An 11,426-nucleotide genomic window follows, 5' to 3' on the forward strand; every position below is an offset into this window, starting at 1 on the left:
GGCGAGTACACAGATTTCGTGTTGCGCCCTGTGGAGACTTCCGTGCTGGCTGTGCTCTCGTCTGCGGCACCACCATCTTTGCCGAACCAGGAGGCGGTACCCCCGCGCAGCATCGGCCTGCACATTGACGAAGACGCCATTATTGCAGCGGTGGGAACGTTACCGTTGTACGGCAACGAGGAAGGTCTTATCCCCGCCTTTGGCGTCTATCTCACCCGTCATTATGCCGATTACTACAATCTCATTTCTTTCCGCTTCGAGGAACACCTCGCGGATGCCATGCGTACCCATCGCTATCTCGGGGAAATGCTGTGGTATGAGTATCCTTCGCTTTTCTACTACAAGAACCGCTTCGGACATCTGCAAGGGCGGGAGCTTGCCAGCACGCTCCTCATCGAGGCAGGGCATATCTGTGGTTTCAATACCATGGGTGGCATCATGCGCTCGGATCCCTGGTATCAGTTGATCGTTCCGCAACTGCACTGCCGTGAGGATTGGTTATCCGGGATCGTTGCCTGTATCAATGCCCTGGGCTGGGGACTCTGGCGGATTCACGAGATTGTGCCCAATGAACGCCTCATCCTACGGGCCTGGTTCCCCTATGAGTCTCTCGGGCATCTGCGGCAATTTGGAACGGCGGACCATCCGGTGGACTATCTCATGGTTGGGGTTGCGGCGTCTTTGATGAATCTGCTCTACACCGCAGACATCACTACCCGGCCAGATCTCACCCTGGATTTTTACCACCAGGTAAACCGTAGCAAGGACGGCTTTTGGGGTAGGCAGACCCGTTGTGTGGCTATGGGCGATGCCTACTCTGAGGTAGTCGTGGAGCGCAATCTTTTGGGCCAATAGGTGTCGAGCCTCTCCTCCTCAATCCTTGTGTGGGCCTTAGTTACCCGTCAACCGCCGGATTTTTTTGTCAGTTTCATACTGACTGAGGGCATAGACCGACCAGATGGCAGCAGGAACCCAGCCGATCAGAGTGATCTGCAATAGTAGACAGATGATCCCTGCGAAGGGACGGCCGATGGTAAAAAATTGCAGCCAAGGGATGAGGATGGCGAGCAAGAGGCGCATGAAAACTCCCTGAAAATTGGTTGGTGTGCCCATACATTTGCACCAATGCCGGTTTTTGTCTATCCTTGCGCCCATGAACACTCCGCAGCCCCGATTCTCTCCTCTCGCGACCCTTTCCGCAGGTTTCGCGTCGCTGCGTCTGCTGCCCCGCTGGGGCTAAAACGATTCCTTCCGACCTTCTCGGTCTTGCTTTTCCCAACCCCAACGAGAGATTCCTGCAACAGGAAGGGCTTACTATGCACCAACAATTGATCATTTTTGATACGACCTTGCGCGACGGTGAGCAATCCCCAGGCGCTGCCATGACCCGCGATGAGAAAATCCGCATTGCCAAATCACTGGAGCGCCTTCGCGTTGATGTGATCGAGGCGGGTTTCCCGGCAGCGAGTCCCGGTGATTTTGCCGCCGTGCGCGCAATCGCCGAAACCATTCGGGAATGTCGCATCTGTGGGCTCGCTCGGGCGCGCGAGGAGGATATTCGCCGTGTTGGAGAAGCCCTGCAGCCAGCCGCAGCCGGGCGCATCCACACCTTTATCGCCACCAGCCCCATCCATATGCAGGCGAAGTTGCGCATGCGCCCGGACGAGGTTTTGGAGCGCGCGATAGCGGCGGTAAAACTGGCGCGCAGCCTCTGTGATGACGTCGAGTTCTCGCCGGAGGATGCCGGACGCTCCGAAGAAGATTTCCTCTGCCAAGTGATTGAGGCCGCTATTGCGGCTGGCGCGCGCACCATCAACATTCCCGATACTGTCGGCTACAATTTACCCGATCGCTTTGGGCGGTTGATTGGCAATTTGCGGGAACGCATCCCCAACAGCGACCAAGCGATCTTTTCGGTGCATTGTCATAATGATCTTGGCTTGGCGGTGGCTAATTCCTTGTCGGCAGTCATGCATGGAGCGCGTCAAGTGGAATGTACCATCAATGGCCTGGGCGAGCGCGCCGGGAATGCGGCATTGGAGGAAATCGTCATGGCGGTGCGTACTCGCAGCGACGTCTTCGCCTGTGACACCCGCATCGATACGCAGCAGATTGTGGCGACCAGCAAGCTGGTGTCGACAATTACCGGTTTTCCGGTGCAGCCCAACAAGGCGATTGTTGGCGCCAATGCCTTCGCCCATGAGTCGGGTATTCATCAGGACGGGGTCTTGAAGCATCGCGAGACCTACGAAATCATGCGTGCGGAAGACGTGGGTTGGTCGGCAAATCGTATGACCTTGGGCAAATTGTCGGGCCGTGCGGCGGTGCGCGCGCGTTTGGAGAGCCTGGGGATCAAGCTCGATGGTGAGGCTTTGAATCAGGTCTTCGCCCGCTTCAAAGATTTGGCTGACCGCAAGGCGGAAATCTTTGACGAAGACTTGCAGGCCCTGGTCAACGAGGACGCGCAGCAGGGTAGTCAGGACCGCTACCGGCTTGGCTATTTGCGTGTGTGTTCGGAAATGGGAACGCATCCCGAGGCCAAGGTGGAGCTGTGGGTGGACGGCGTTGCCAAGACCGCGGCCGTTACCCGCGGCGGACCGGTGGATGCGGCCTTCCAGGCTATCGAGGAAATTGTGAGAAGCGGTGCACAGCTTTTGCTCTACTCGGTAAACGCGATTACTACTGGTACCGATGCCCAAGGTGAGGTGACGGTGCGCTTACAGGCCGCAGACGGGCGGGTGGTCAACGGCCTCGGTTCCGACACCGACATTGTGGTCGCCAGTACCAAGGCGTATGTGTCGGCGTTGAACCGGATTCAGGCGCCCAGCGGCTTCCATCCACAACTGTAAGCACGTCCGAATGCCAGATAAACGGCAGCAGAAAGCTCGACTACTTCAGGTGGCCGGGCTTTCTTGTTATTACCAGCGGCAGCGACGCAAAACCCTGTGCATTCGCCTGGATGCCGACGGCGATGTCTGGATCGCCTGCCCTTGGTATCTTCCGGAATTTTTCATCCGCCGTGCGGTCGAGGAGCGTTTCGCCTGGATTCAAGAACGGCGACGGCAAGTTCAGCAATCCAGCCTGCGGAGAGCCGAGGCGCTCTTTTTTCATCTGGGCAAAGCGTATCGGGTGCAGCACAAAGCGGTTGTCGGTCGAGCGCGGGTGGAATTGCAAAGCGACTTGCTCTTGCTGCATCTACCGGAGGGCACCCCCCGTAGCGCGGAAGAATTGCTAGTGCAGCGTTGGCAGCGACGTGAACTGCAAAGGCTCTTACCCGATTTGATCAGCCGCTGGGAAAAGAAATTGGGAGTCCAGGTTGCCGATTGGGGCATACGGCGTATGCGTACCCGCTGGGGGACTTGTAACACCACGGCAAGACGGCTCTGGTTTCGTTTGGCATTGATCGAAGAGCCCCTGGATTGTATTGAATATGTGGTGGCGCATGAATGCGCTCATCTGCTCGAGCGTCAGCACAACGCCCGCTTTTATGCCCTGCTGGAATCCCATCTGCCCTATTGGCGCGAGCTGGAACGTGCGTTGCAGCAGCGAGATAGCTGAGTTCCCTCGGGTATCGGGGTTTTCGGAGGGCGCTCGCGGGCTTTACATCGAAGCCTACTTAGATAAATCGGCGTGCCTCGGCTCTCCTTGCTGCGACTTCTCCTACGGTCCAGCGCGAAGCCGTATGCTAGAGACGCGGAAGGCTGCAGAAAGGCCTTCCGCTCGCTCCCTAGGCCGATTTCCCGATGGAAACGTTGGTCGCCTTGATAATGGCCGAGACGTCATCGCCAACTTTGAGCCCCATGTCCCGGACACTGCGCGTGGTAATGACGGAAGTCATCTTGCCCGCAGCCGTCTGAATGATCACTTCGCTCATGACCTTGTCTTCCACAATCTCCAATACCGTACCCGCGACCTGATTCCGAATGCTGGTTTCCATGCCTAATATCTCCCTTAGGGCTCGCCAATATTTGGCAGAGAAGATATCTTACTGCGGCTTCTTGGGTAAAGCACCGGTTTGCGCATCGTTGTCAGCAACTACAGGCGCCTGAGATTTTTGCTGTGACGGGGCCTTTACCATGCAATCATTGGCGGTCTTTTTGCCACGATTTTCCCCTCGCGGGTGCCAAGCCATGGGGGTGGGGTGCGTAAATAGAGGGTCTGGCAGATCTTGCGGAGCTGTTACGGTGATGTCCGCCCGAGCAAGCAAGGGGACGAGCACTACCAGAACAGCAACCGTCAATAACAAGGATTTCTTGCTGATTTTACGCTTCATCGGGAACACTCCTTTATTGGAAAATAAACGGACGCCCTATGCGCTCCGTGAAAAAGATCTTCTGATAACCCATGATGTTATTCCAATGCTATTACCTAACTATGAAAATAATCGAAAATAATTTCTGCGCAGGAAGCGTCGAGTGAGTGAAAAATCTCATGGAAAAATGGCAAAAAAAAGACCGATGTTAATCGGTCAAAGCCATCGCGCTGCCACGCGGAGGAGGAGTTTTTGTAAGCTTAAAAGCTATATTGCAACATCAACCGGTCATCAATGAATGTGCCCTTGTAATCGGCAAAGGGATTGCTATGATCTATGGCTAGACGATTACGCAGAGACAAACCCTTCCAAAAACAACCTGGCGTATAGGTCACATCAATGTAGTTTGCCGCAACATTCGGCAAAAAAGGCCCTGTGTGATAAAGACTATAGGAGTATTTGATGCGCAGGTTATGGATCGGAAAAACTACCAAACCAAATTTCCAGGCATGACCACCCGAGGCGGAACTGATCAAGCCATAGTCCATGATGCTCGTATATAGTGGGTCGGCACTGTATTGCTGCGAATAGGGTGATATGAAGCCACCGTTGTCCAGGACCTTGCCAGTGGGAAGGGTAATCCTGCGTTGCGTTATATGATCATAAGCAGCGAAAATCTGACCGTGCACACCAGCGTAGCGTGCTTTTAAGCCCAGCATGCCGCCATATACGTTGGCATTTATAGGGCCAGCCAAGGCATTACCGTCTGCCCACTCACGCGCATACTGAAAGTCTGCGAAGGGTTGAAAGTGACCAAGCAATACCGGGGTCTTGTAGCCGGCCGTAGCATACAGCAGATTGGCAAGATCGTAAAAGCGATAGAACCAGGCGTTGGCGGAGACCCCATCGTAGTGGGCCTGCGCGCCAAACGCCAAGGTGCCATTGCTATTGTCTGGCAGATAGCTGTAATCCGGATTCTCATTGAGCAAGGTCTCTCGATGATAGTCACTCTGTATGCGATTTTTGTAGCGAAATTGGCGAATTCCCATGAGGGATACATAGGGCAGAGGGTGTACGGTGATACTCACCCCCTGATAGGTGTTGGGAATCATGAAGGCGTCGGCACCATTCATCCAGGGCGTGTTGAGAAGAATGTTGCCCACTTGTAGTTTTGCCCAACGATCTTGGTATTGTAGGTAAGCCTGTCCAAGCACATTCAGGGATTCCTTCGGTCCCATGAGCAAAGGGTCCAGCCGGACATAATCGGGGGCGATGAGATCATTGGCCCCCAAGGCATTGGCCGTATAAAAGGCTACCGCCGCGCTGACTCCGGCAAGGGGAGCGGTCTGCGCCTTGATCATGCCGCCCAGGGAATAGGCATAGCGATTGGGCACACTGGAGCCCGCAAAAAATTGGTTGAAGTAGTAGGAACGAATATCGCCGCTAACTTTTCCTGCAAGAAAATACTGCTCCAGGCTTTCGGCTTGGGCGACGGCTGGGAGACTCGCCAAAGCCGCCAATACGATCACGGACAAAGCGCTTTTTTTCATGATATACCTCCTTCAATAGGGTAGGTTTTGGGCCGAGCGCCCCCCGAGCCGTCGGGGCCCCGCAAAAAACCGGGACGGTACCGGCTGACCTTTATTGGCGCAGGGTGCTGATCAGATCAGGGCGCCCAGCGGGGGTATCCCCGCACGTTTGCGGCAGACCCGTTTCTTCAGAAAGACAAGGGGCGCGAAACAATTGCCCAGACCACATCCCGGCAAAGCTCTTGCGGGTGACCAGCACCCAGAAAAACGCCAGTAGAACGGTGAACGCGGCACCTAGGGGCAGGAAGAGCCAGAACCCGGTCTTATCCGCCAGCAAATAGGTCGCGGAATTGAAGACCCCCAGGGGGAAGGTGAAGCCCCACCAGCCCATGTTGAAGGGCAGCCCCTCACGCAGGTAGCGCAGGGTGAAAAAGATCGCCATCAGCATCCACCACAGGCCAAAGCCCCAAAGCAACAGCGCGACCATCACCCCCGCCAGTTCTGCAAAATGTGCCATATCCGCGAGACTCCCAGCAAAAATGGCCGGGTCGGCGTTGCCCAGGGTAATCATGGCCATGGCCCCGGTCCCTAGTGGCCCCAGGGGCAGCCAGGCAGAAACCGCCATGTCCTGATGGGGCAGTTTGTGCAGGGTAAGGCGCAGCAGGAGGATGGCCAGCACGCCCATGGCCAGCAGGACCGAAATACCCCACAAGATATAACTCAGGTAGACGATGGTCTGCGCCATGGCGATGCCCACATGGGGCGCCACCAGCCCACCACTGGCGGCCGTCACCTCTGGCGGCACAATGGGCAAGAGCCAAGCGGCGGTCATCCGCTCCATGCTGTGGGCATGGCGGGTAAACATGAAAAAGGGGACCAGCAAGACGGAGGTGACTGCGAGCAACACATCCACCCACCACAGGCCCAAGGCCCAGGCGACTGTGCCGGCATTGGTGGGCCAGATGATCAGAAAACCATTGATGATGGTGGCCAAACCCATGGGGATGGCCCCAAGAAACAGGGACTGTACCGGGTGCTCAAAGAGGCGGCGAAAGCTGTTGGGGTAAAACAGCGCCCGGCCCAGAAAGAGCAGGCTGAAGAGCACAAAAAAGGCACAGTTGATGCCCCACAGCCCCTGGGCCAGGAGCTTCTGCCCCCAATGCCCGTAGGGAAAGAGCGCTAACATCAGCGCCAAGATGCCCGTGCCCATGTTGGCGGCAAACCAGTTTGGGGTGAAGTGGCGGACGATCTGGCGGGGATCCTGGTTGGGAACGGCCGTGAGAAAACCCATGGGAGATGCCTCGATACTGTGGTCTTGGACGCAGGTTATGTTTTTGCAGATATTAAATCCAATGCTTTATAATTACTTCTGAAATTATTTATTTTCATTTCTGGAACCCCATGGCCAACCACCGACTCGATCCCGCCCTCCTTCTGATCTGGGCCCAGGCCGCGCGCAGCGGCAACCTGCACCTGGCTGCCGAAAAACTCTTTCTCACCCAGCCCGCCATCTCCCACCGACTCAAACAATTACAGGAACGTGTGGGTGAACCCCTGTACCATCGTGGGCAGCGCGGTATTGTGCCGACACCCATGGGGGTCGCCTTGTGGCGCCTGGGCGAACGCTTGGAAAGCACCCTCGCCGAGGCGGAAAGCCTTTGCGAGGGGAGTGCCCAACTGCTCCATGGCACCCTGCACATTGCCGCCAGCCAGAGCAACGCAGAGATCTTATTGCCCCAAGTACTGGGCCAATTCCACCGCGAGCACCCGGCCATCCACTTGCAAGTGAGCGCGGTGAACAGCCGACAGGCCCGCCAACTGCGCGAGGGCTTTGATCTGATTTTTGTGGAAGACGGGCTGGCGCCCCCAACGGGAGAGTTTTGGCTCCAAGAAACCCTGTTAGAAACGGAGATCGTCTTGCTCCTACCGCCGGACCACCCCTGGGCGGCGGAGGACGTTCCCCTCCCCCTGACGGACTTGACTGACGTAGACTTAGTCTGGCGGGAGGCCGGCTCCGGGGTCCGCGATGCCGTGCTCCAGGCCACCCGCGGGGCTGGATTACACCTGCCCCTGCACTACGAAATGAGCGGTCTGGCGGCCGTGCGGGAGGCCGTGCGGGCCGGGCTGGGCCTGGGCTTCAGTTCCCGTTTTGCCCAGGGGCGCAATGACGGGTTGATCGCCCGCGATCTGGAGCCGGCCATCATTCAACGCTTTTCCCTGCTCTACCGGCGCGACGCCAATCCCGCTACCCAGGCCTTCTTGGGTGTTCTGCGGCAAATCTTGGCGGCGGGGCGAGCGTCCGAGGTTAGACAGTGGTGAGCACCATGATCCGCCGCTATCAGCGCTTTCTCGCCGATCTAAGCCTCCACAATAATCGTCCCAAACATGAGGAACTCACCAAAGCAGAGAAACGCTAACACCCTCACCGAACAACTCTGACCGGCCAGGGCATGGATGCTATACTGGTCGCATGAATGATCTCGTGGGTGACCATCCATTTTTCTTGCCGGTGAATTGAGCGTGGATAGAGTTTCGGAATTGGGCTTCTGGCAGCGCATGGCGCAAGAGCGGGGCTGGATCGTCCTCTTTTTTAGCTCGGCCGGTTGCCATAGCTGCAAGATTTGGCGTCGTCTGCTAGGAGAATGGGAGAGGCGTCGAGATGATCTCCGGGTTTGGGAGGCGGATGCGGGAATCGAGATGGGGCTGGCACAGGAATTTGAGGTCTTTCATCTGCCAGCGCTCTTTGTCTTTCGCGATGGCCGCTACCAGCGGCCAATGCAAGTAGAAGCGCTGCTCTCGGCCCTTGACCCTTGGCTTGCCGCGCATGCCGATCTGCCGCCGGAAGAGGCGCCATGACTTTGCTCTGGGAGGGGGCTTGGCTGCGGCGCGCGCAGTGCGCCCCATCCCCGTATCAGGACGAACGCCCGGCGGGTATTAGTGTCGACTTGCTCGTGTTGCACGCCATCAGTCTGCCACCGGAGGAATTTGGTAGCGGCGAGGTGCCGCGCTTCTTTCAGGGCAAACTGGATTTCGCTATGCACCCCTACTACGAACAACTACGCGAGCTGCGCGTTTCCGCGCATTTTTTCATCGAACGCGACGGGCGGATCTGGCAGCATGTGCCCGTGGATCGCCGCGCCTGGCATGCCGGCGTATCGGTTTGGCAGGGAAGAGAGCGTTGCAATGATTTCAGTGTCGGTATCGAGATCGAAGGCAGCGCGACGCAACCCTTCGCTGAGGCGCAATATGCGGCGCTACAGGGGTTAATTCCTGATCTTTGGAGCCATTTTCCGCAACTCGACCGGCGCGCCATTGCCGGCCATTCGGACATTGCCCCGGGGAGAAAATGGGATCCCGGCCCCTATTTCGATTGGCCACGGCTGTGGCAAGGATTGCCGTGATGGATAGTGTCGAGAGAGCCCGCCCAAAGCGGGATTGGCGGCGTGGTTGGGGTGGCCCCTTTTTGGTCTTCCTGGTCTTTTTGCTCTTTACGCTATGGTGGCTGGGCGTGTTTTCGCGGGCTTCGGTGCAGGAAATCACCAGCCCGGCCTTGCATTATGTTTACCGCGAATATGACGGCAGCTATGCCGGGCTTGATCACCAGCGCGAGAAGTGGCTCAAGGAGCTGCCGGCCGATTGGCGAAAGGGTTCCACCCTGACGCTGATCGAAAAAGAGAGTGGCATGCAGGGCAAAAACAATCGAGTAGAGGCGCGATTAGGAGCCTTATTGTCGACGGTGCCAAGCTCAGTTCCCCGCGGGTGGCAACTCGGCCAGTGGCCAGAACAGCGCGTCGCCGCAGTGGATTTGCAAGCCAATAGCGCCATTGCCAGTTGGAAGGGGTACAGCGCCCTATCGTCTTGGTGCAAGCGTAATGGCATCCGCGCGCGCTACCCCCTGCTGGAACTCCAGGGCCCTGGCGATCGTTACCGCCTGTGGATGCCCATGGCTCAGTCGTCGCGCCCGTAGAATTTGACCCCGCGAACAATTTTCTCGCGCCCCTGGGCAATGCGGTGCAGATTGCTGTCGCGCAGGGAATAGACGCAGCCGCAGTATTCCTGCTGATAAAACTGCTCGTCCTTGGCAATCTCGATCATGCGTTGGCTGCCACCGCCCTTGCGCCAGTTGTAGTCCCAGTATTGCAGTTCGGGATAACGAGCGGCGGCACGTTGGCCACAGCCGTTGATTTGCGCCATGTCTTTCCAGCGGGAGATACCCAGGGTGCTGGTAAAGACGGTGAAGCCATGTTCCACCGCATATAGAGCCGAGCGCTCAAAACGCATGTCGAAACAGGCTGTGCAGCGTTCGCCACGTTCCGGCTCCCATTCCAGCCCCTTCGCCCGCTCAAACCAGTTGTCTTTGTCATAATCGAGGTCGATGAAGGACAGGCCAAGCTTTTCGGCATAGCGAATGTTCTCTTCCTTGCGCAGCTCATATTCTGCTTGGGGATGGATATTGGGATTGTAGAAGAGAATAGTAATGTCAATTCCTGCTTGCTGAATGTCGGCCATGACCGGCCCGGCACAAGGCGCACAACAAGAATGCAGCAGCACCTGCTCGCTGCCATCGGGGGTACATAGAGGGGCAGGGGGCTTCTTTGCCACGACAAGACTCCAAGGACTCAACTACACTGGATGATAACAGTTTTTGTCTTGGAGAGGCGAAATGCCTAGTGATCTACGACCCGGTACCTGTCGCGCATGTGAAGGTGGTGTAGCGTTATCGACAGAAGCAGAGATTGTTGCTGCCTTGCGTGATTTGCCCGAATGGATCTTGCAGGACCAGGGCTTGGAGCGGCGCTTTCAGTTTCGCAATTTTTACGAAACTATGGCCTTTGTAAACGCGCTAGCCTGGATTGCGCATCGCGAGAATCACCACCCGGACCTGCAGGTTTCCTACAATACCTGCTTAGTACGCTACAGCACCCATGCGCTCGGCGGTGTCACCCCAAATGACCTCATCTGCGCACGCGCGGTAATGAAGCTCTTGGATTGAGCGGGGTTGCAGGTGCCCCGCTCGGTGCGATCCGCTCAGTGGCTGGCGGGCCGCAGCAGGGGGCGCATTCCCTCGCGTACTTGGCGCTGAATGAAGCCCGCACGGCCTGGCTCTTTCTTATCGAGGTCGGCGGCGCACTGAGAGCCGGTCAGGGCGGCGGTGGAGAGCATCACTTCCAACTCACAGAGATCAACTTTAGGCTGCTTTAGTTGGTCCATCGGGGCGTTGAAGAGATCGCCTACCTGCCAGAACATGCGCGCGTTCCACATGCGCAGCTTGACGTTGGCGTTTTGAAAGAGCTCGACACAGCGGGCATTGAGAGCCTGATTATCCACGGTACTCCTCCTGTCGTAAGCAGATATACGGATCGGTTGACGATTCAGCGGTAGAGCATACCGGAAACCGCCCTGGTGCGGGAGTCCTTTTCTGTGTCTGCGGCCATTGAAGCTTTGCATGGAGGGATAGAATAACGCCGCGCGCACCCTTGAAAAAGAAAAGCCCCGCCAAACAGGCGGGGCTTTTTCTCATGCAGGTGGTGAAAATCAGGCGTGCTTCATATTGATGTTCTGGTTCGTCGCGAGTTCGGGGTTGTAGAGGTATTCCACGTTCCCTTGCTCGACCTGCTTCAGATATTCCTGGAATTTGGCCTTGG

The 11,426-nt window shown here is 57.0% G+C and carries 14 protein-coding genes and 1 pseudogene; 8 read left to right on the forward strand and 7 right to left on the reverse strand.

Annotated features, from left to right (window positions below; all coding sequences use genetic code 11):
- Nucleotides 1-855, forward strand: a pseudogene (locus tag AB4090_RS14200) (hypothetical protein); the annotation flags it as partial.
- Nucleotides 856-891: 36 nt separating this feature from the next.
- Here AB4090_RS14200 and AB4090_RS14205 read toward each other — a convergent pair.
- The gene (locus AB4090_RS14205) at nt 892-1,113 is read right to left on the reverse strand and encodes a YqaE/Pmp3 family membrane protein (protein ID WP_369574543.1); all 222 of its coding nucleotides are present in this window, start codon (nt 1,111-1,113) and stop codon (nt 892-894) included.
- Nucleotides 1,114-1,316: 203 nt separating this feature from the next.
- On the opposite strand from AB4090_RS14205, the gene AB4090_RS14210 reads away from it, so the two are divergent.
- Both AB4090_RS14210 and AB4090_RS14215 read left to right on the forward strand, forming a co-directional pair.
- Nucleotides 1,317-2,849 (forward strand): 2-isopropylmalate synthase, encoded by a 1,533-nt coding sequence (locus AB4090_RS14210; RefSeq protein ID WP_369574544.1) that lies wholly within the window; start codon nt 1,317-1,319, stop codon nt 2,847-2,849.
- 10 nt (nt 2,850-2,859) lie between these two features.
- Nucleotides 2,860-3,558 (forward strand): M48 family metallopeptidase, encoded by a 699-nt coding sequence (locus AB4090_RS14215; RefSeq protein ID WP_369574545.1) that lies wholly within the window; start codon nt 2,860-2,862, stop codon nt 3,556-3,558.
- A 169-nt stretch (nt 3,559-3,727) separates the two neighbouring features.
- Here the strand turns inward: AB4090_RS14215 and AB4090_RS14220 are convergent, their stop codons facing one another.
- The 4 genes from AB4090_RS14220 to AB4090_RS14235 all read right to left on the reverse strand — a co-directional run bounded on the left by AB4090_RS14220 (nt 3,728) and on the right by AB4090_RS14235 (nt 7,072).
- Complete coding sequence (locus AB4090_RS14220) at nt 3,728-3,937, reverse strand: molybdopterin-binding protein (RefSeq protein ID WP_369574546.1); 210 nt, start codon at nt 3,935-3,937, stop codon at nt 3,728-3,730.
- A 48-nt stretch (nt 3,938-3,985) separates the two neighbouring features.
- Entirely contained in the window at nt 3,986-4,273 is a 288-nt protein-coding gene (locus AB4090_RS14225) for a hypothetical protein (protein ID WP_369574547.1), read from the reverse strand.
- A gap of 239 nt (nt 4,274-4,512) precedes the next feature.
- On the reverse strand, nt 4,513-5,802 hold the full coding sequence (locus tag AB4090_RS14230; RefSeq protein ID WP_369574548.1) for an OprD family outer membrane porin: 1,290 nt from the start codon (nt 5,800-5,802) through the stop codon (nt 4,513-4,515).
- A gap of 91 nt (nt 5,803-5,893) precedes the next feature.
- Nucleotides 5,894-7,072, reverse strand: coding sequence for a TDT family transporter (locus tag AB4090_RS14235; RefSeq protein WP_369574549.1), 1,179 nt, complete (start codon nt 7,070-7,072; stop codon nt 5,894-5,896).
- A 110-nt stretch (nt 7,073-7,182) separates the two neighbouring features.
- Here AB4090_RS14235 and AB4090_RS14240 point away from each other — a divergent pair, with 110 nt between their 5' ends.
- The 4 genes from AB4090_RS14240 (at nt 7,183) to AB4090_RS14255 (ending at nt 9,748) form a co-directional block, all read left to right on the forward strand.
- Nucleotides 7,183-8,100, forward strand: a complete 918-nt coding sequence (locus AB4090_RS14240) for a LysR family transcriptional regulator (RefSeq protein WP_369574550.1) — start codon at nt 7,183-7,185, stop codon at nt 8,098-8,100.
- 201 nt (nt 8,101-8,301) lie between these two features.
- Nucleotides 8,302-8,637: a thioredoxin family protein gene (locus AB4090_RS14245; protein ID WP_369574551.1), complete on the forward strand. Its 336-nt coding sequence runs from the start codon at nt 8,302-8,304 to the stop codon at nt 8,635-8,637.
- A complete protein-coding gene (ampD, locus tag AB4090_RS14250; RefSeq protein WP_369574552.1) occupies nt 8,634-9,182 on the forward strand; it encodes a 1,6-anhydro-N-acetylmuramyl-L-alanine amidase AmpD in 549 nt (182 codons plus the stop codon). Before AB4090_RS14245 ends, ampD begins: the two co-directional genes overlap by 4 nt.
- Nucleotides 9,182-9,748: a hypothetical protein gene (locus AB4090_RS14255; RefSeq protein WP_369574553.1), complete on the forward strand. Its 567-nt coding sequence runs from the start codon at nt 9,182-9,184 to the stop codon at nt 9,746-9,748. The genes ampD and AB4090_RS14255 overlap by 1 nt, the downstream gene beginning before the upstream one ends.
- On the opposite strand, the gene AB4090_RS14260 is transcribed toward AB4090_RS14255, so the two are convergent.
- On the reverse strand, nt 9,730-10,383 hold the full coding sequence (locus AB4090_RS14260) for an epoxyqueuosine reductase QueH (RefSeq protein WP_369574554.1): 654 nt from the start codon (nt 10,381-10,383) through the stop codon (nt 9,730-9,732). The two genes, AB4090_RS14255 and AB4090_RS14260, sit on opposite strands and share 19 nt — an antisense overlap.
- Nucleotides 10,384-10,444: 61 nt before the next feature.
- Between AB4090_RS14260 and AB4090_RS14265 the strand changes: the two genes are divergently transcribed.
- A complete protein-coding gene (locus AB4090_RS14265; protein ID WP_369574555.1) occupies nt 10,445-10,774 on the forward strand; it encodes a 4a-hydroxytetrahydrobiopterin dehydratase in 330 nt (109 codons plus the stop codon).
- A gap of 35 nt (nt 10,775-10,809) precedes the next feature.
- Here AB4090_RS14265 and AB4090_RS14270 read toward each other — a convergent pair whose 3' ends face one another.
- On the reverse strand, nt 10,810-11,109 hold the full coding sequence (locus tag AB4090_RS14270) for a hypothetical protein (RefSeq protein ID WP_369574556.1): 300 nt from the start codon (nt 11,107-11,109) through the stop codon (nt 10,810-10,812).
- Nucleotides 11,110-11,426: the final 317 nt, after the last annotated feature.

The organism is Acidithiobacillus sp. IBUN Pt1247-S3, from assembly GCF_041146875.1.
GTDB lineage: Bacteria > Pseudomonadota > Gammaproteobacteria > Acidithiobacillales > Acidithiobacillaceae > Igneacidithiobacillus.

What these genes read in the sequence shown, in the direction of transcription:
- AB4090_RS14210 (WP_369574544.1), top strand. Translation starts at nt 1,317, where the DNA reads ATGCACCAACAATTGATCATTTTTGATACGACCTTGCGCGACGGTGAG.
- AB4090_RS14240 (WP_369574550.1), top strand. Translation starts at nt 7,183, where the DNA reads ATGGCCAACCACCGACTCGATCCCGCCCTCCTTCTGATCTGGGCCCAG.
- AB4090_RS14215 (WP_369574545.1), top strand. Translation starts at nt 2,860, where the DNA reads ATGCCAGATAAACGGCAGCAGAAAGCTCGACTACTTCAGGTGGCCGGG.
- ampD (WP_369574552.1), top strand. Translation starts at nt 8,634, where the DNA reads ATGACTTTGCTCTGGGAGGGGGCTTGGCTGCGGCGCGCGCAGTGCGCC.
- AB4090_RS14235 (WP_369574549.1), bottom strand. Translation starts at nt 7,072, where the DNA reads ATGGGTTTTCTCACGGCCGTTCCCAACCAGGATCCCCGCCAGATCGTC.
- AB4090_RS14220 (WP_369574546.1), bottom strand. Translation starts at nt 3,937, where the DNA reads ATGGAAACCAGCATTCGGAATCAGGTCGCGGGTACGGTATTGGAGATT.
- AB4090_RS14225 (WP_369574547.1), bottom strand. Translation starts at nt 4,273, where the DNA reads ATGAAGCGTAAAATCAGCAAGAAATCCTTGTTATTGACGGTTGCTGTT.
- AB4090_RS14205 (WP_369574543.1), bottom strand. Translation starts at nt 1,113, where the DNA reads ATGGGCACACCAACCAATTTTCAGGGAGTTTTCATGCGCCTCTTGCTC.
- AB4090_RS14230 (WP_369574548.1), bottom strand. Translation starts at nt 5,802, where the DNA reads ATGAAAAAAAGCGCTTTGTCCGTGATCGTATTGGCGGCTTTGGCGAGT.
- AB4090_RS14265 (WP_369574555.1), top strand. Translation starts at nt 10,445, where the DNA reads ATGCCTAGTGATCTACGACCCGGTACCTGTCGCGCATGTGAAGGTGGT.
- AB4090_RS14255 (WP_369574553.1), top strand. Translation starts at nt 9,182, where the DNA reads ATGGATAGTGTCGAGAGAGCCCGCCCAAAGCGGGATTGGCGGCGTGGT.